The organism is Streptomyces sp. NPDC041200, from assembly GCF_055591805.1.
The window spans coordinates 115,187-133,287 of record NZ_JBVIZF010000015.1; the positions used below are offsets into that span (position 1 = coordinate 115,187).

18 protein-coding genes are annotated in these 18,101 nt (G+C 71.1%); 1 reads left to right on the forward strand and 17 read right to left on the reverse strand.

Translation table 11 applies throughout. The features are described from left to right. Nucleotides 1-17: 17 nt before the first annotated feature. The 3 genes from ACZ6CL_RS28240 to pyrR form a co-directional block, all read right to left on the reverse strand. On the reverse strand, nt 18-1,313 hold the full coding sequence (locus ACZ6CL_RS28240; RefSeq protein ID WP_468940339.1) for a dihydroorotase: 1,296 nt from the start codon (nt 1,311-1,313) through the stop codon (nt 18-20). A 2-nt stretch (nt 1,314-1,315) separates the two neighbouring features. Beyond that, a complete protein-coding gene (locus ACZ6CL_RS28245; RefSeq protein WP_468940341.1) occupies nt 1,316-2,296 on the reverse strand; it encodes an aspartate carbamoyltransferase catalytic subunit in 981 nt (326 codons plus the stop codon). Between the two features lie 144 nt (nt 2,297-2,440). Further along, nucleotides 2,441-3,025: a bifunctional pyr operon transcriptional regulator/uracil phosphoribosyltransferase PyrR gene (gene pyrR / locus ACZ6CL_RS28250; protein ID WP_385444573.1), complete on the reverse strand. Its 585-nt coding sequence runs from the start codon at nt 3,023-3,025 to the stop codon at nt 2,441-2,443. A 220-nt stretch (nt 3,026-3,245) separates the two neighbouring features. Between pyrR and bldD the strand changes: the two genes are divergently transcribed. Next, complete coding sequence (gene bldD, locus ACZ6CL_RS28255) at nt 3,246-3,746, forward strand: transcriptional regulator BldD (RefSeq protein ID WP_014056259.1); 501 nt, start codon at nt 3,246-3,248, stop codon at nt 3,744-3,746. 124 nt (nt 3,747-3,870) lie between these two features. Here bldD and nusB read toward each other — a convergent pair whose 3' ends face one another. From nusB to rpsD, 14 genes are all read right to left on the reverse strand, one after another. Further along, nucleotides 3,871-4,329, reverse strand: coding sequence for a transcription antitermination factor NusB (gene nusB / locus ACZ6CL_RS28260; protein ID WP_468940343.1), 459 nt, complete (start codon nt 4,327-4,329; stop codon nt 3,871-3,873). Nucleotides 4,330-4,331: 2 nt separating this feature from the next. Continuing rightward, entirely contained in the window at nt 4,332-4,898 is a 567-nt protein-coding gene (gene efp / locus ACZ6CL_RS28265) for an elongation factor P (protein WP_468940346.1), read from the reverse strand. A gap of 97 nt (nt 4,899-4,995) precedes the next feature. Beyond that, entirely contained in the window at nt 4,996-6,102 is a 1,107-nt protein-coding gene (locus tag ACZ6CL_RS28270) for a M24 family metallopeptidase (RefSeq protein WP_468940348.1), read from the reverse strand. Between the two features lie 91 nt (nt 6,103-6,193). Beyond that, nucleotides 6,194-7,105, reverse strand: a complete 912-nt coding sequence (locus tag ACZ6CL_RS28275; RefSeq protein ID WP_468940351.1) for a Pro-rich N-terminal domain-containing protein — start codon at nt 7,103-7,105, stop codon at nt 6,194-6,196. A 269-nt stretch (nt 7,106-7,374) separates the two neighbouring features. Next, entirely contained in the window at nt 7,375-8,490 is a 1,116-nt protein-coding gene (gene aroB / locus ACZ6CL_RS28280) for a 3-dehydroquinate synthase (protein ID WP_468940352.1), read from the reverse strand. Further along, a complete protein-coding gene (locus tag ACZ6CL_RS28285; RefSeq protein WP_468940470.1) occupies nt 8,487-8,969 on the reverse strand; it encodes a shikimate kinase in 483 nt (160 codons plus the stop codon). Before ACZ6CL_RS28285 ends, aroB begins: the two co-directional genes overlap by 4 nt. A 65-nt stretch (nt 8,970-9,034) precedes the next feature. After that, entirely contained in the window at nt 9,035-10,219 is a 1,185-nt protein-coding gene (gene aroC, locus ACZ6CL_RS28290; RefSeq protein ID WP_468940355.1) for a chorismate synthase, read from the reverse strand. A gap of 211 nt (nt 10,220-10,430) precedes the next feature. Beyond that, nucleotides 10,431-11,273: a shikimate dehydrogenase gene (locus tag ACZ6CL_RS28295; protein ID WP_468940358.1), complete on the reverse strand. Its 843-nt coding sequence runs from the start codon at nt 11,271-11,273 to the stop codon at nt 10,431-10,433. Nucleotides 11,274-11,279: 6 nt separating this feature from the next. Further along, complete coding sequence (gene mltG, locus ACZ6CL_RS28300) at nt 11,280-13,079, reverse strand: endolytic transglycosylase MltG (RefSeq protein ID WP_468940361.1); 1,800 nt, start codon at nt 13,077-13,079, stop codon at nt 11,280-11,282. 91 nt (nt 13,080-13,170) lie between these two features. Next, the gene (gene ruvX, locus ACZ6CL_RS28305) at nt 13,171-13,635 is read right to left on the reverse strand and encodes a Holliday junction resolvase RuvX (protein ID WP_468940364.1); all 465 of its coding nucleotides are present in this window, start codon (nt 13,633-13,635) and stop codon (nt 13,171-13,173) included. Between the two features lie 2 nt (nt 13,636-13,637). Next, complete coding sequence (gene alaS / locus ACZ6CL_RS28310) at nt 13,638-16,325, reverse strand: alanine--tRNA ligase (protein WP_468940366.1); 2,688 nt, start codon at nt 16,323-16,325, stop codon at nt 13,638-13,640. Beyond that, complete coding sequence (locus ACZ6CL_RS28315) at nt 16,325-16,654, reverse strand: DUF6167 family protein (RefSeq protein ID WP_468940368.1); 330 nt, start codon at nt 16,652-16,654, stop codon at nt 16,325-16,327. Before ACZ6CL_RS28315 ends, alaS begins: the two co-directional genes overlap by 1 nt. A 7-nt stretch (nt 16,655-16,661) precedes the next feature. Continuing rightward, entirely contained in the window at nt 16,662-17,102 is a 441-nt protein-coding gene (locus tag ACZ6CL_RS28320; protein ID WP_468940371.1) for a DUF948 domain-containing protein, read from the reverse strand. Nucleotides 17,103-17,347: 245 nt separating this feature from the next. Then, on the reverse strand, nt 17,348-17,959 hold the full coding sequence (rpsD, locus tag ACZ6CL_RS28325; protein ID WP_009713641.1) for a 30S ribosomal protein S4: 612 nt from the start codon (nt 17,957-17,959) through the stop codon (nt 17,348-17,350). Between the last annotated feature and the right edge of the window lie 142 nt (nt 17,960-18,101).

Here is an 18,101-nt window from a genome sequence, read left to right on the forward strand (position 1 = left end):
CAGAGGGGTCAGAGATATCACGCCAGTTTCCCGTCCACGACCGTCGCCCGGCCCCGCAGGAAGGTGTGCGTCACCCGGCCCGGCAGTTCCCGGCCCTCGTAGGGGGTGTTGCGGCTGCGGGAGGCGAAGCCCGCGGGGTTCACCTGACCACGGTATGCGGAGTCCAGCAGGGTGAGGTTGGCGGGCTCCCCCGCGGCGATGGGACGGCCCTGGCCGGTGAGGCGGCCGATGGCGGAGGGGCGGACGGCCATCCGGTCGGCGACGCCCGCCCAGTCCAGCAGCCCGGTGTCGACCATGGTGTGCTGGACGACGGACAGCGCGGTCTCCAGGCCGACCATGCCCATGGCCGCCGCGCCCCACTCGCAGTCCTTGTCCTCGTGGGGGTGCGGGGCGTGGTCGGTGGCGACGCAGTCGATGGTCCCGTCGGCCAGCGCCTCGCGCAGCGCCATCACGTCGGCCTCGGTGCGCAGCGGCGGGTTCACCTTGTAGACCGGGTCGTACGAGCGGACCAGCTCGTCCGTGAGCAGCAGGTGGTGCGGGGTGACCTCGGCGGTGACGTTCCAGCCCTTGGACTTGGCCCAGCGGACGATCTCGACGGAGCCCGCGGTGGACAGGTGGCAGATGTGCACCCGGGAGCCGACGTGCGCGGCGAGCAGTACGTCGCGGGCGATGATCGACTCCTCGGCGACGGCCGGCCAGCCGCCCAGGCCCAGTTCGGCGGAGACGACGCCCTCGTTCATCTGGGCACCCTCGGTGAGCCGCGGCTCCTGGGCGTGCTGGGCGATGACGCCGTCGAACGCCTTCACGTACTCCAGGGCGCGGCGCATGATCACGGCGTCGTCGACGCACTTGCCGTCGTCGGAGAAGACCCGGACCCCGGCGGCGGACTCGTGCATGGCGCCCAGCTCGGCGAGCTTCTTGCCCTCCAGGCCGACGGTGACGGCGCCGATGGGCTGCACATCGCAGTAGCCGGACTCCTTGCCGAGCCGCCACACCTGCTCCACGACGCCCGCGGTGTCGGCGACCGGGAAGGTGTTGGCCATGGCGTGGACGGCGGTGAAGCCGCCGACCGCGGCGGCCTTGGTGCCGGTGAGGACGGTCTCGGAGTCCTCCCGGCCGGGCTCGCGCAGATGGGTGTGGAGGTCGACCAGGCCCGGCAGCAGGATCTGCCCGGCGGCGTCGATGACGGTGGCGCCGTCCGCGTCGAGGCCGGTGCCGACGGCGGCGACGCGCTCGCCCTCGATCAGCACGTCCCGCGGCTCGCCGCCGAGCACCTTCGCGCCGCGCAGCAGCGTCTTGTTCGTGTCGCTCATGGTTACTGGTTCTCCTCGGTGCGGGCGGCGGCGACGGCGGGCTCGTTGCCGCCGAGCAGCAGGTACAGGACGGCCATGCGGATCGAGACGCCGTTGGTGACCTGCTCGACGGCGGTGCAGCGGTCGGAGTCGGCGACCTCCGCGGTGATCTCCATGCCGCGGTTCATCGGGCCGGGGTGCATGACGATGGCGTGCTCGGGCATCCGGGCCATCCGGTCGGCGTCCAGGCCGTAGCGGCGCGCGTACTCGCGCTCGGTGGGGAAGAAGGCGGCGTTCATGCGCTCGCGCTGGACCCGCAGCATCATCACGGCGTCGGACTTGCCCACCACCGCGTCCAGGTCGTACGAGACGTCACAGGGCCAGCTCTCGACGCCGAAGGGGACGAGCGTGGGCGGGGCGACCAGGGTGACGTCGGCGCCGAGGGTGGACAGCAGGTGGACGTTGGAGCGGGCGACCCGGCTGTGCAGCACGTCGCCGACGATGGTGATCCGGCGGCCGGCCAGGTCCTGGCCCACGCCGGGGCCCCCGGAGGCCAGCCGACGGCGCATCGTGAAGGCGTCGAGCAGCGCCTGGGTGGGGTGCTCATGGGTGCCGTCACCGGCGTTGACGACCGAGCCGTTGATCCAGCCGGAGGTGGCCAGCCGGTGCGGGGCGCCGGAGGAGTGGTGCCGGATGACGACGGCGTCGGCGCCCATCGCCTCCAGCGTGAGCGCGGTGTCCTTCAGGGACTCGCCCTTGGAGACCGAGGAGCCCTTGGCGGAGAAGTTGATGACGTCGGCGGACAGCCGCTTGGCGGCCGCCTCGAAGGAGATGCGGGTGCGGGTCGAGTCCTCGAAGAAGAGGTTCACGACGGTGCGGCCGCGCAGGGTCGGCAGCTTCTTGATCGGCCGGTCGGCGAGCCGGGCCAGCTCCTCGGCGGTGTCGAGGATCAGGACGGCGTCGTCGCGCGAGAGGTCGGCGGCCGAGATGAGGTGACGCTTCATCCGGTTGCTCCGTGGTTGAGGAGGGATGCGGGCGTGCGGGCGGGCATGCGCCGGATCCGGTGCCGGGCCGTGGGGCTCCGTACCGGTGGTACCGCGGCCGGGTACCCGGGATCGCCGGGAGCCGTCGCCGTCGGTACCGGTGCGCTACTTTCCGTCCGCGGGGGTGGTCTCGCGCAGGCCGAGGAGCACGCTGTCGCGCCCGTCTTCCTCGGTGAGCTGGACCTTGACCGTCTCCCGCAGCGACGTGGGGAGGTTCTTGCCGACGTAGTCGGCCCGGATCGGCAGCTCCCGGTGGCCTCGGTCGACGAGGACCGCGAGCTGGACGGCGCGCGGCCGCCCGATGTCACCGAGGGCGTCGAGCGCGGCGCGGATGGTGCGGCCGGAGAAGAGCACATCGTCGACGAGGACGACCAGGCGGCCGTCGACGCCGTCGTCGGGGATCTCGGTGCGGGCCAGCGCGCGGGCGGGCCGCAGCCGCAGGTCGTCGCGGTACATCGTGATGTCGAGCGAGCCGACCGGAAGCTCACCGGGCGACCTGCCGGTGATCTCCTCCAGCCGGGCGGCCAGCCGCCGGGCGAGGAAGACACCACGGGTCGGGATGCCGAGGAGCACCACGTCGTCGGCGCCCTTGGCGCGCTCGACGATCTCGTGGGCGATGCGGGTCAGAACGCGCGCGATGTCCGGTGCTTCCAGCACGGAACGCGCGGCGTCCGAGGTTCGGGCGTCCATGAAACGGACCTCCTTCTCCGCCTCACGGGACGGACCTTAAAGGACGTCGGATTTGCGCCATTCACAGTAGCAGGGGCGCATGGGGCGCTCGTCAACACCCCTGGCGGGAGCCCCTCCGCTCCATTCGGCTTGACGAATGGAGATTACGCTACGTAACCTTCACAGTGAGTTACCAGCCGCGCGGCGGAGCCGCACGTCGATTCAGTGTCCGGGGAGCTTTATGTCCAGCGAATACGCCAAACAGCTCGGGGCCAAGCTCCGCGCCATCCGCACCCAGCAGGGCCTCTCCCTTCACGGCGTCGAGGAGAAGTCCCAGGGCCGGTGGAAGGCCGTGGTGGTGGGATCGTACGAGCGCGGCGACCGCGCCGTGACCGTGCAGCGTCTCGCCGAACTGGCCGACTTCTACGGCGTCCCGGTGCAGGAGCTGCTGCCGGGCACCAGCCCGGCCGGGGCGGCGGAGCCGCCGCCGAAGCTGGTGCTGGACCTGGAGCGGCTGGCCCATGTGCCGGTCGAGAAGGCGGGCCCGCTCCAGCGGTACGCCGCCACGATCCAGAGCCAGCGCGGCGACTACAACGGCAAGGTGCTGTCGATCCGCCAGGACGACCTGCGCACCCTCGCCGTGATCTACGACCAGTCGCCGTCCGTACTGACCGAACAGCTGATCAGCTGGGGAGTGCTGGGCGCCGACGCGCGCCGCGCGGTCCAGCACGAGGATGTGTGACGGGCGCCCCTAGCGCTCTCGCACCCTCTCCACCAGCAGAAACGTGCCGCCGGGGGCGGTGGAAGTGCCGTATGGCCTCCACCGCCCCCGGCGGCTTTGTGCTGACTCCTGCTGACCGGTCGGCCTAGGCCTGGGTCTCCGAGTCCTCGGTCTCCGCGTCGCGGCGCAGCCCGGGCTTCAGCTCCTTGAGCCGGCCCAGCAGACCGTTGACGAACGACGGCGAGTCGTCGGTGGAGAACTCCTTGGCGAGCTGCACCGCCTCGTCGATCACCACCGCGTCCGGAGTCGCGTCCTCCCACACCAGCTCATAGGCGCCGAGCCGCAGGATGTTCCGGTCGACGACCGGCATCCGGTCCAGCGTCCAGCCCACCGCGTAGGTGGCGATCAGCTCGTCGATGCGCGCGGTGTGCTCCGCGTACCCCTCGACGAGCTGCATCGTGTATTCGCTGACCGGAGGCTGCCGGTCGTCGGTCCGGGCGTGCCGAATCCAGTCCGCGAGGACGGTCTGCACGGAGCTGCCACGCTGGTCGGCCTCGAAAAGGATCTGAAAGGCACGCTTACGGGCCTTGTTGCGGGCAGCCACGGTTAGTTGTTCACCCGACCGAGGTACTCACCGGAACGGGTGTCAACCTTGATCTTTTCACCGGTGGTGATGAACAGCGGGACGCCGATCTCGTAGCCGGTCTCCAGCTTGGCGGGCTTGGAGCCACCGGTGGAGCGGTCACCCTGGACGCCGGGCTCGGTGTATTCGATCACCAGCTCGACGGCGGCGGGCAGCTCGACATACAGAGGGTTGCCCTCGTACATCGCCACGACCGCCTCGAACCCCTCGAGCAGATACCGGGCGTTGTCGCCGACGACCTCGGGGGTGACGTAGATCTGGTCGAACGTGTCCATGTCCATGAACACGAAGCTGTCGCCGTCCTTGTACGAGAACTGCATGCCGCGCTTGTCGACATTGGCCGTCTCGACCTTCACGCCGGCGTTGAAGGTCTTGTCGACCACCTTGCCGGACAGCACGTTCTTGAGCTTGGTGCGCACGAAAGCAGGGCCCTTGCCGGGCTTGACGTGCTGGAACTCGACAACGGACCAGAGCTGGCCGCCGTCGAGCTTGAGCACCATGCCGTTCTTGAGGTCGTTCGTGGATGCCACGGTTGCGGGATCTCCTGGACTACAGCTGGTGGAGACCAGAGAGCCGCGATGCGCCGCTTATCAGCCACGGCCGGCAGTCGAAACCTGTCAGCCAGAACTACAGCGCGAGCAGCTCTTTGGTCGTGATGGTGAGTAGCTCGGGTCCGCCGTCCGCCTCGGGGCGAACGACGAGCGTGTCGTCGATCCGGACACCGCCCCGTCCCGGGAGGTGGACCCCCGGTTCGACGGTGACCGGCACACAAGCGTCCAGTTTACCCATGGCCGACGGCGACAGCCGAGGGTCCTCGTCGATTTCGAGGCCCACACCGTGTCCGGTACGTGCCTCCAGCCCCTCCCCGTACCCCGCGGCGTCCAGTATCTGACGGGTCACCCGGTCCACGTCCCGGTACGCCATGCCCGGCAGCAGCGCCTCCCGGCCGGCCCGCTGAGCGGCGAAGACGAGGTCGTACAGCTCGACCTGCCAGTCCGCGGGCGAGGGGCCGATGACGAACGTACGGCCCACCTGGCAGCGGTACCCGCGGTAGTCGGCGCCCAGGCAGATGGTCAGGAAGTCGCCCTCCTCCACCCGCCGGTCGGTGGGCAGATGCCCGGACCGGCCCGCGTGCGGCCCCGCGGCGACGATGGTGGGGAACGCCGGGCCGTCCGCCCCGTGATCCACCAGCCTGCGCTCCAGCTCCAGCGCGAGATGCCGCTCGGTGCGGCCCACCAGGATCGATTCCAGCAGCTCGCCGAGGGCCTGGTCGGCCAGCTCCCCGGCGATCCGCATGCAGGAGATCTCCTCGTCGTCCTTGACGATCCGCAACTGCTCGACGGTCCGCCCCAGGTCGGTGAGGCGCAGCCGCGGAGCGGCGGTGCCGACCGCCCGGTGGCGGGCCACGGTCAGGTCGTGCTCCTCGACGGCCAGCGACTCGGCGCCGTCCGCCGCGGCCAGGTCGGCGGCGGCCACGGCCGGGTCGCCGTCCGGCCCGGGCAGCAGGAGCAGCCGCAGATCCTCCGGATGCGGCCCCGGCACCGGCCCCCACGAGGACGCCTCGGGCGCCACCAGGACGTCCTGGACGGGCCCGAGGAGCAGCGTGGCGCCCGGAGGCGCGTCACCGCACAGATAGCGCACGTTGGCGGGCCGGGAGACCAGGGCGGCCTCGCTCCCGGCCGCCGCGTACTGGTCGTGCAGGCGGGCACGTCGGTCCGCGTACACCTGGGACATGCCCCTGAGCGTACGCACTCCGGCCCGCCCCGGCCGTCTGAGCGCCGCCGGATGAGCCGCCGCCAGAGGCCGGGCTCGTGAGCCCGGCCTCTCAGAAGGCGGGCGGGCTCGCGATCGAGCGGGCCACGACCTCGTCCAGCATGCGGGCGGTGGTCTCCACGTCGTACGTCGAGTTGTCGATGATCGGCAGCCCCGAGCCGTACCAGCCCGCCATCCGGCCGTGGATGCGGGCGACCTCTTCGTCGCTGAGGCGGCGGTTGCCGCTGCGGGCCGCGTTCCGCTCCAGGACGATCTCCAGGCCGGGCAGCACGACCACGGGCAGGAGGCCGGGACCGACATGCCGCTTCCAGCCGCCGAGGCCGACGACGGGACGGTCCGGGAAGACTGCGTCGTCGAGGATGCAGGAGATGCCGTTGGCCAGGAAGTTACGGGCGGCGAAGCCGCAGGTGCGGCGGGCGAGACGGTACTGCGCCTCGGAGTTCTCGTTCCAGCCCGACTGGGGATTGGCGAAGCCCGACCTGACCCATTCGCGGACGTCGTCGAGGCTGATGTGGGCGGTGGGCACCCGGCGGCGGTCGGCCCAGTAGCGGGCGACGGTGGTCTTGCCCGCTCCGGCCGGTCCGATGAGCAGCACCGCGACGGCGGCGTGGGAGGCGTCGACCATGGCCGGGTCGGCGGGCGGGTGCGGCAGCGGGACGGGCCCGCCGGGCGGCAGCTGGATGTGGCCGGTGGAGCCGGGGTGCTCGACGGGCGGCTGCGGGGTGGGGTGCCCGGGCTGCGGATGGCCCGTCACCGGGGGCACGGGCACCGGCTGCATGGGCACCGCGGGGTGCGCGGGCGGCGCCGGTGGGGTGGGCACCGGAGGTACGGGCGGGGCCGGGGGGTGCGCATGGGGACCGGGGGGTTGGCTCGCGCTCTGGGCCCAGCCTGCGCCCTGCGGCCCGGGGCCCTGCCCCGCCGGCCGGTGGGACGGTGGCAGCGGAGCTCCCACTGCGTGCTGCATCCGGTGGCACTCCGTCTCGTACAGGCGGCAGTCGTGACGGAACAACTGTCGCGTGGTGACGCGGCGGTGAGGCCGCTCCTACCGAACGGTACCTGCCCAGGCCCGCGCTGTGTGAACGCCCCGGAAACCCGATGAGTGCCCGTCCCGGCGCTTCAGCCAGGCAATTTGTCCTCAAGGGGCCGCAACTGCGGTCCCGTTCCCGGGTGTTCGAAAGCCCGCGGCGGTGCCGCGGGCTTCGATGGTGATGACACGGTTGTGACGGAACCCGGTCAGCTCCCGGACGTCTCCCGGGAGATCTCCCCGTACGCCGCGAGCAGCACCGCCGGGTCCGGCCCTTCCAGCACGGTCGGCTTGGCGATGCCGTCCAGCACGATGAAGCGCAGCAGGTCACCGCGGGACTTCTTGTCGACCTTCATGGTCTCCAGCAGCTTGGGCCACTGGTCGCCACGGTAGGTGAGCGGCAGTCCGACGGACTCCAGGACGGCGCGGTGCCGGTCGGCGGTGGCGTCGTCCAGGCGGCCCGCGAGACGGCCCAGTTCGGCGGCGAAGACCATGCCGACGGAGACCGCGGCGCCGTGCCGCCAGTTGTAGCGCTCGTTCTTCTCGATGGCGTGCGCGAGCGTGTGCCCGTAGTTGAGGATTTCGCGCAGGCCGGATTCCCTGAGGTCGCTGGAGACGACCTCGGCCTTGACCCGGATGGAACGCTCGATCAGCTCGGCGGTGTGCGCACCGCCGGGGGTGCGGGCGGCGGCCGGGTCCTGCTCGATGAGCTCCAGGATGGCCGGGTCGGCGATGAACCCGGCCTTGATGACCTCGGCGAGACCGCTGATGTAGTCGTTGGCGGGCAGCGAGTCCAGCGCGGCCAGGTCGCACAGCACCCCGGCCGGGGGGTGGAAGGCGCCGACGAGGTTCTTGCCCTCGGCGGTGTTGATGCCCGTCTTGCCGCCGACCGCCGCGTCGACCATGCCGAGCACGGTCGTCGGGACGGCGATCCAGCGCACCCCGCGCAGCCAGGTCGCGGCGACGAAACCGGCGAGGTCGGTGGTGGCGCCGCCGCCGACGCCGACGATCACATCGCTGCGGGTGAAGCCGGTCTGGCCGAGCGCCTTCCAGCAGTACGCGGCGACCTCGGCGGTCTTGGCCTCCTCCGCGTTCGGCAGCTGGATCGCGATGGCCTCGTACCCCTGGTCGGCGAGGTCCTGGCGGATCGCCTCGCCGGTGTCGGCCAGCGCCTCGGGGTGCAGGACGGCGACGCGCTTGACGGCCCCGGCCTCCCCGATGAGCCCGGGCAGCTCGCCGAGGAGCTGGCGGCCGACCAGGACCTCGTACGGCGCGGTGCCCGCGGTGCCGCCGACCTGGATGCGCGTGGGGGTTTCGGTGCTCATGCCTTTTTCAGCTCCAGTGCGTCCATGACGGCGTCGACGACCTCGTCCGGGGTGCGGCCCTCGGTCGTCACGACGGCCCGGGCGACTTCGGTGTACAGCGGGCGGCGCTGCTCCATCAGCTCGCGCCAGCGCTGGCGCGGGTTGACGGCGAGCAGCGGGCGGGGGGCGTCCAGGCCGGTGCGCTTGACCGCCTCGGCGACGCCCATCTCCAGGAAGATCACCGGGAGGCCGGTGAGCAGGGCGCGGGTGTCCGGGTCCAGGATCGCGCCGCCGCCGAGCGCCAGCACGCCCTGATGACCGGCGACGGCGGTCCGCACGGCCTGCCGCTCCAGCTCGCGGAAGTGGGGCTCGCCCTCGTTGATGAAGATCTCGGAGATCTCCTTGCCCGCGGTCTCCACGATGTCGGTGTCGGTGTCGCGGAACGTGGTGCCCAGCCGCTCCGCGAGCGCCCGTCCGACGGTGCTCTTCCCGACGCCCATGGGCCCGACCAGGACCGCGGCGGGCCCCTCCGACGCGCTTGGCCCCTCCGGTGCGCTGGACGCGGTCACCGGATGGCCAGGCTGTCGAGGAAGCCGCGCACGTTACGGCGGGTCTCGGCGACCGAGTCGCCGCCGAACTTCTCGGCGACCGCGTCCGCCAGGACCAGGGCGACCATCGCCTCGGCGACGATCCCCGCGGCCGGGACCGCGCACACGTCCGAGCGCTGGTGGTGGGCCTTGGTGGCCTCGCCGGTGGTGACGTCGATGGTGGCCAGCGCGCGGGGCACGGTGGCGATCGGCTTCATCGCGGCCCGTACCCGCAGCAGCTCGCCGGTGGTCAGCCCGCCCTCGGTGCCGCCGGAGCGGGCGGAGGAGCGCCTGATGCCCTCGTCGGTCGACACGATCTCGTCGTGCGCCTGGGAGCCGGGCACCCGGGCCAGGTCGAAGCCGTCGCCGACCTCGACGCCCTTGATGGCCTGGATGCCCATCAGCGCGGCGGCCAGCCGGGCGTCCAGACGGCGGTCCCAGTGCACATGCGAACCGAGGCCCACCGGCACGCCGTACGCCAGCACCTCGACGACGCCGCCGAGGGTGTCACCGTCCTTGTGGGCCTGGTCGATCTCGGCGACCATCGCCTTGCTCGCGTCGGCGTCCAGGCAGCGCACCGGGTCGGCGTCGAGCCGCTCGACGTCGGACGGCTCGGGGTAGACGCCGTACGGGGCCTTGGCGGCGGCCAGCTCGGTCACATGGGAGACGATCTCGATCCCGGCCGTCTCCTTGAGGTAGGAGCGGGCGACGCTGCCGAGGGCGACGCGGGCGGCGGTCTCGCGTGCGCTGGCCCGCTCCAGGATGGGCCGGGCCTCGTCGAAACCGTACTTCTGCATGCCCGCGAGGTCGGCGTGACCGGGGCGGGGACGGGTCAGCGGCGCGTTACGGGCCAGCCCGTCCAGGATCTCGGGGTCGACCGGGTCGGCGGCCATGACCTGTTCCCACTTGGGCCACTCGGTGTTGCCGACCATGATCGCGACCGGGGAGCCGAGGGTCAGACCGTGCCGGACGCCGCCGATGAAGGTGACTTCGTCGCGCTCGAACTTCATCCGCGCCCCGCGGCCGTAGCCGAGCCGCCTCCGCGCGAGGGCGTCCGCCACCATGTCGGTGGTGATCGGCACCCCGGCGGGCAGCCCCTCCAGCGTCGCCACAAGCGCGGGGCCGTGCGACTCCCCCGCGGTCAGCCAGCGCAACCTGCTCAACGGTGCTCCCTCATGCGTTGCCCCTCGACGTCTCGTGGCGGGACCTGGTGGGGCCTGGCCCGCCTCCTCCGATCCTCCCACGTCCGCCCAGGCGGCCGGGGCAGTGGTCCATCAGACGGACCTGCGCATGAGACGCGGTGCCGGGCCAGGGGCGGGGTCGGGCGCGATCAGGGCGCGATCAGGAACGCCGCGCGGGCGTCAGGCGCGGGCGTCAGGCGCGGGCGGCGAGGGCCGCCTCGCCCGCCTCGCGCATCGCGGCGAGCGGCGCCGGGGCGCGCCCGGTGATCTGCTCGACCTGCCCCACGGCCTGGTGGACCAGCAGGTCGAGACCGCCGACCACCGCGCCGCCGCGCGCCGACCAAGCGGCCGCCAGGGCGGTCGGCCAGGGGTCGTAGAGGACGTCGAAGAGCGTGCCGGGCCGTTCGGGGACCGACGCCGCGAGCGCGTCGGTCGTCCCGGCGGGGGTGGTGGCGATCACCAGTGGCGCGCCGAACGCCTCGGCCGCGGCGCCCCAGTCCGCCGTACGCACCGTCACGCCCAGCCGCTCGCCCCACTGCCGCACCTCGGCCGCCCGGGCGTCGCTGCGGACGTACACGGTGATCTCGCCGTCGCAGACGCGGGACAGTGCCGCCAGGGCGGAGGAGGCGGTGGCCCCGGCACCCAGGACGGCCGCGCGCTCCACCCGCTGGACACCGCGCTCCGCGAGCGCCGCCACCATGCCGGGGATGTCCGTGTTGTCGCCGAGCCGGCGGCCGTCGTCGGTCAGGACGACCGTGTTGACCGCCTCCACCGAGGCAGCCGTGTCACTAATGCGGTCCAGCAGCGGGATGACCGCGCGCTTGAGCGGCATGGTCACCGAGAACCCCGCCCAGCCCTGCTCCCCCGGCCCGCCGATCCGCTCGAAGAAGCCGGGCAGCGCGGCCTCGTCCAGTTCGACGGCGCCGTAAGTCCAGCCGTCGAGGCCCAGCTTCCGGTACGCGGCGTTGTGCAGCGCCGGGGACAGGGAATGGGCGACCGGCGAGCCGAGCACCGCTGCCTTGCGGTTGTGCGACATCTTTCCTCAGCCGTTGTTCTCACGTTGCTGCTTGTTGAACTTGTCGACCCACTTCTGGTGTTCCGCGTAGGTCTTGGAGAACTGGCTCTTGTTGCCGATCGCCACGAAGTAGTACCAGCCGTCGCTGGTCGGGTTCATCGACGCCTTGAGCGCGTCCGCACCGGGGTTCCCGATCGGGCCCGGCGGCAGACCCTTGTAGAAGTAGGTGTTGTACGGGTTGTCGTAGCCCTTGATCTCGCTGATCGAGATGTCGAGCTTGCTCTGGTTCTTGATGTAGTTGTACGTCGAGTCGAACTCCAGCTTGCCGTTGGTCTGGCTGTTGCCGGGCTCGAGCCGGTTGTAGACCACTTCGGCCATCTTGCGGAAGTCGCTGTGGGTGATGCCCTCCGCCTGGACCAGGCTCGCCACAGTGATGAGTTGCAGCGGGCTCTTGAGGCCCAGCTCCTTGGCCTGGCCCTCCAGGTCCTGCTTCGCGTAGTTCCGCTTGGCCTCGGCGACCATCTTGCGCAGCACGTCCGCGGGCTTGGCGTTCTTGCCCACACTGTAGCGGGACGGGTAGAGGAATCCTTCCAGCGGATCCTTGATCTTGGAATTGTCATTCGCCCAGGAAGGCAGCCCGAGGTTCTTGGCCTCCTTCTTGGCAATGCCCGCCGTGGTGCCCGCCTTGACGCCGGTCTTCTTGTCGATCGCCGCGTAGACCGCCACATCGCGCATGCCCTCGGTGACGATCAGCGCGTTGTTGCCCGCGGGGCTGAGCATCAGCTTCACCGCGGCTTCGCCGGACATTTCCTTGCGGAGGCTGTAGCTGCCCGGCTGGACGAACTTGCCGCTGTCCTCGACCGCTTCCACGAATGCGCCGCTGCTCTTCACCACGCCCTTTTCGGCGAGGATGCCGCCGATTTCGGCGTTGCCCGAGCCGTCCGGGACCTCCACCTCGACCTGACCGCTGCCCTGGCCCTCGTAGTCCGGCGCCGGGCCGAAGCGGGTCTGCCAGAAGTCATAGGCGAAATAGCCGCCTCCGCCGACGACACCCACCAGGACGACGGTGACGAAGAGACAGGCGACCCCGTTGCGGCGCTTGGGCTCGGCCTTCGACTTCTTGGCCTTCGTGGACTTCTTGCCCTTCTGGGAGCGGCCCTCGGAGTCGGCGCCCTCCGCGTCGTCGGCGTCGTCGTCCGACGTGACGCGGCCCCCGGGACCACTTCCCTCCAGGAAGAACGGATGATCCTCTTCCAGGCTGTCCCTGCGGGATGCCTCCGACTCCTGTTCCTGCTGCGGCGGCTGTGCCTGCTGGGGCACCTGGGGCATCTGCTGGGTCTCCCCCGGCAGCTGCGCGTCCTGCGGGATCACCTGCGGAGGTTCGTGCGCCGTCTGCTGCGGGAAGCCCTCCTGGCCGCCGCCCTGGGCCGCGTAGCCGTACGGGTCGTTCGGGTCCATCCCGGCGCCGTACGAGACGTCCCAGCCGCCGGTGTCGTATCCCTGCTGGCCCTGCTGCCCCTGCTGGTCCCAGGGGGGCTGCTGTTGCTGCTGCGGGAACGGCTGGGCGTCCTGCGGGTATCCGTGCGGGTACTGCTGGTGCCCGTAGGGGTCCTGCCCGTAGACGTCCTGGCCGTGGAGACCCGGGTCGTAGCCGCCTTGCGCGTAGCCGTCCGGTGCGTAGGGGACCTGTCCGTAGGGGTCGTTCGGGTCCTGCGGATACGGTTCCTGACCCGTCACCGCCTGATGCCCGCCCCATCCCTGGTCCCCGTACAACGGGTCCTCGGGATGCCACGGTTGGGAGCCGGGTCCCCGGCCGTACTCAGTCATCGAACCCCTAGCGATGGCGGTGGCAGCCACCGTGCGCGCTCGCGGCACAAGCGACGGCTGCCATGTCGCGCGGAACGTTACCGTATCGCGATCAGATGACCACTTCGACGGCCTCGCCCGGGGCCCGCCCGGAGGCCCGCTCGGTCTCCAGCGCGCTCTGCAGGATGACCACCGCGGCTGCCTGGTCAACCACCGAACGGCCCTTCTTGGACGACACCCCGGAAGCCCGGAGGCCGTGCGTCGCTGTGACGGTCGTCATACGTTCGTCCACGAGCCGCACGGAGACCGGCTGGACCCGCCGCGCCAGCTCCCGGGCGAAGGTGCGCACCTTGGCCGCGGCCGGCCCCTCGCGCCCGTTGAGCGAGCGCGGGAGGCCGATCACCACCTCGATGGGCTCGTACTCCTCGACGAGGGCCGCCAGCCGCTTGTGGGCGGCCGGGATGTCACGTCCCGGCACGGTCTCCACAGGGGTGGCGAGGATCCCGTCGGGGTCGCACGAGGCGACCCCGATCCGGGCGTCCCCGACGTCGATGGCGATGCGCCGGCCGCGCCGCACGGCTACTGGCCCGATTCCGCGACGAGCCGCTCGACGGCCTCGATGGCGTCGCCGACGGCGTCCGGGTTCTGGCCGCCGCCCTGGGCGACGTCCGGCTTGCCGCCGCCTCCGCCGCCGAGCGTCTTGGCGGCGGTACGGACCAGGTCACCGGCCTTGAGGCCGCGCTCGCGGGCCGCCTCGTTGGTGGCGATGACGGTCAGCGGACGGCCGCCTCCCACGGTGAACAGGGCGACGACGGCGGGCCGGTCGAGGGCGCCCGACTTCTGGTCCAGCCGTCCGCGTACGTCCAGCACCAGCTTGCGCAGGTCGTCGGCGGAGGTGCTGTCCGGCACCTGCCCGGTGGCCAGCGTGACGCCCCGGACGTCCTTGGCGCTGTCGGCGAGCCCGGCGGCGGCCTGCAGCACCTTCTCGGCGCGGAACCGCTCGATCTCCTTCTCGGCGTCCTTGAGCTTGGCGAGCATGCCGGAGATCTTCTCCGGAAGCTCCTCCGGACGCCCCTTGACCAGGTCGGTGAGCTGGGAGACGACCGTGTGCTCACGGGCGAGGAAGTTGTACGCGTCCACACCCACCAGGGCCTCCACGCGGCGCACACCGGAGCCGATGGAGGACTCACCGAGCAGCTTCACCAGACCCAGCTGGGCGGTGTTGTGAACGTGCGTACCGCCGCACAGCTCCTTGGAGAAGTCACCGATGGTCACCACGCGCACCCGGTCGCCGTACTTCTCGCCGAACTCGGCGATGGCGCCCTGCTTCTTGGCGTCGTCCATGCTCATGACCTCGGCGCGGACGTCGAGTTCGCGGGAGAGCACCTCGTTGATCTTCTGCTCGACGTCGGTGAGCACCCCGCCGGGGACGGCGGACGGCGAGCCGAAGTCGAAGCGGAAGCGGCCGGGCGAGTTCTCCGAACCGGCCTGGGCGGCGGTCGGGCCCAGGGCGTCGCGCAGCGCCTGGTGGGTGAGGTGGGTGGCGCTGTGGGCGCGGGCGATGGCCCGGCGGCGGGCGACGTCGATCTCGGCGTACGCGGCGGAGCCGACCGTCACCTCGCCGACCTGGACGACGCCCTTGTGCACGCTGACGCCGGGCACCGGCTGCTGGACGTCCCGCACCTCGATGACGGCGCCGGAGGACAGCTTGATCTTGCCCATGTCGGCGAGCTGGCCGCCGCCCTCGGCGTAGAAGGGGGTGCGGTCGAGGACGACCTCGACCTCGTCGCCCTCGGAGGCGGCGGGCGAGGACACCCCGTCGACCAGCAGGCCGACGACGGTGGACTCACCGGAGGTGTCGCTGTAGCCGGTGAACTCGGTCGAGCCGGAGGTGTCGGCGACCTCGCGGTAGGCGGACAGGTCGGCGTGACCGGTCTTCTTGGCCTTGGCGTCGGCCTTGGCGCGCTCCCGCTGCTCCCGCATCAGGCGGCGGAAGCCGCTCTCGTCCACCGACAGGCCCTGTTCGGCGGCCATCTCCAGGGTGAGGTCGATCGGGAAGCCCCAGGTGTCGTGGAGCAGGAACGCCTTGTCGCCGGGGAGCACCGAGCCGCCCGCGGCCTTGGTGTCGGTGACGGCGGTGTCGAGGATGTTCGTACCGGCCTTGAGGGTCTTCAGGAAGGCCGACTCCTCGGCGAGCGCGACGGTCTCGATGCGCTTGCGGTCGGTCAGCAGCTCCGGGTACTGCTGGCCCATCGTCTTGAGGACGGTGTCCACCAGCTCGCCGACGACCGGCTCGGTGGCTCCGAGGATGCGCATGTTGCGGATGGCGCGGCGCATGATGCGGCGCAGCACATAGCCGCGTCCCTCGTTGCCGGGGGTGACACCGTCGCCGATGAGCATGACGGAGGTGCGCATGTGGTCGGCGACCACGCGCAGGGACACGTCCGACTCGTGGGCGGCGCCGTAGACGACCCCGGTCAGCTCGGTGGCCTTGTCCATCACGACGCGCAGGGTGTCGGTCTCGTACATGTTCTGCACGCCCTGCAGGATCATCGCGAGGCGTTCGAGGCCGAGGCCGGTGTCGATGTTCTTGCTGGGCAGCTCGCCGAGGATGGGGAAGTCCTCCTTGCCCTCCCCCGCGCCGCGCTCGTACTGCATGAAGACCAGGTTCCAGATCTCCACGTAGCGCTCGTCGTTGACGGCCGGGCCGCCCTCCTCGCCGAACTCCGGACCACGGTCGTAGTTGATCTCGGAGCAGGGGCCGCAGGGGCCGGGTACGCCCATGGACCAGTAGTTGGGGCCCATGCCCAGGCGCTGGATGCGCTCGGCGGGGACGCCGACGACCTCGCGCCAGATGCGCTCGGCCTCGTCGTCCTGCTCGTAGACGGTGATCCACAGGCGCTCGGGATCCAGCCCGTAGCCACCGTCCGCCACGGAGCCGGTCAGCAGCTCCCAGGCGTAGGTGATGGCGCCTTCCTTGAAGTAGTCGCCGAACGAGAAGTTGCCGCACATCTGGAAGAACGTGCCGTGCCGGGTGGTCTTTCCGACCTCTTCGATGTCCGGCGTCCGCACGCACTTCTGCACACTGACGGCGCGCTTGTAGGGCGGCTGGACCTCACCCAGGAAGAACGGCTTGAAGGGGACCATGCCCGCGTTGACGAGCAGCAGGGTCGGGTCGTCCGCGATGAGCGACGCCGACGGCACGACGGTGTGCCCGCGCTCCTCGAAGAAGCGCAGCCAGCGGCGGCGGATTTCAGCCGACTCCATCAGTGGTCCTCATTTCGGGCGTTCGGGTAGGGGTTGCGAGATGTGTGGGTCAGCTGGGCCCGGCCGCGCTGGGCGGGCAGCTGCGTCAAGTCGTTGACGGGCGCCGAGGTCAGTCCCAGGGCGTCCTTGAGGGCCGCCTCGCGGTCGGCCATGCCATCGCGCACGTCGAGCGCGAAGACCTTGATCCGCCGTCCGGCGAGCACCGCCCGGTCGGCGGCCTGCGCCGCCAGGCTCTCGGGGGTGAGCTGATTGAGCTTGCGCTGGACCTTGGTGGTGGCCCACACACCGGCTGCGACGCCGGTGGTGAACCAGAAAGTGCGGCGGAACATCCGGTCTCTAGCCCTTCGATCCACGGTTTCGGCGGCCGCCCCGGCGGGCGGACGGCAGGGTCTTGCCGATGACGACGGTGCGCGCGGGCGCCTCCTCGGGAGCCGCCTTACGGCCGATCGCGCGGCGGACGCCGTAGCCGAACGCCGCCACCTTGACCAGCGGTCCGCCGAAGGCGGAGGAGACGGTCGAGGACAGCGCGGAGGCGTTCGAGGTGACCTCCTGGACGTCGGAGGCGATCGAGTCCACGCGCGCGAGCTGGGTGTTCGCCTCGCGCACGGTCGCGGACGCCTCACTGAGCAGCGGCACCGCCTGCTCGGTGACCTCCGCCACCAGCCGGGTCGTCGCCTTGAGCGTCTGGGCGAGCCTCACCAGGGCGAGGGCGAGGAAGGACACCAGGATCGCCCAGAAGACGGCCACGAGGATCCCGGCCACCTCTCCACCGGACACGTTGCACCGCTCCCTGCTGCCGATCACGTCGGTCGTCGTCGTTCGGGTCGTCCGTCGATTCGAGTCGTCCGTCGCCCATCGGTCTCGGGCGGTCATCCGGGCGCGGGCGGCAGGTATCGACCCTATCGCGCCGGGCAGGCCCGGCTGAAACGCATTCCCCTCAGCCAAACAGCCCGCGGGTTCCCCTCCGACACGGCGGTCGATGGGGAACCCGCGGGCTGTTGAGCACAAACGGATCCGCTGGGTCAGCGGGCGTAGTACTCGACGACGAGCTGCTCGTCGCAGATCACCGGGACCTCCTTGCGGTTCGGGTCCCGGTCCAGGCGGAAGGCGAGCGCCTTCAGGTTGACCTGCAGGTAGCGCGGGGTCTCGCCGTCGGGGGCGTAGCCACCCTCACGGGCCACCTGGAAGGGGTGCTTCTCGCGGCTGCGCTCGCGGACCATCACCACGTCGTCCGGGCGGACCCGGAAGGAGGGCTTGTCGACCTTGCGGCCGTTGACCTCGATGTGACCGTGGACCACCATCTGGCGGGCCTGGTAAATCGTGCGGGCGATTCCCGACCGCAGGACGAGCGCGTCCAGACGGCGCTCAAGCTCGATGATCAGGGCCTCGCCTGTCTTGCCATCGACCTTCCGAGCGCGGTCGTAGGCACGGGCCATCTGGCGCTCGCTGATGTCGTACTGAGCGCGCAGGCGCTGCTTCTCCAGCAGCCGGACCTTGTAGTCACTGGTCTGCTTGCGGCCACGGCCGTGCTCGCCGGGCGGGTAGGGACGGGCCTCGAAGTACTTGACGGCCTTCGGCGTCAGCGCGATGCCGAGTGCGCGCGACTTCTTGACCTTGGGACGCGACTGGTTCACGTGGAACGAACCTCCATGTAAGTTAGGTATGCCTTACCTTAGCCGAGGAGAACGTATGTTTCGACCTGGGATCCCCCTGCCCAGCACTGGTCAGAGCCTTCAGGAGGGTCAGCCGCGTCCCAAGGAAGACGCCCTGCGGCCG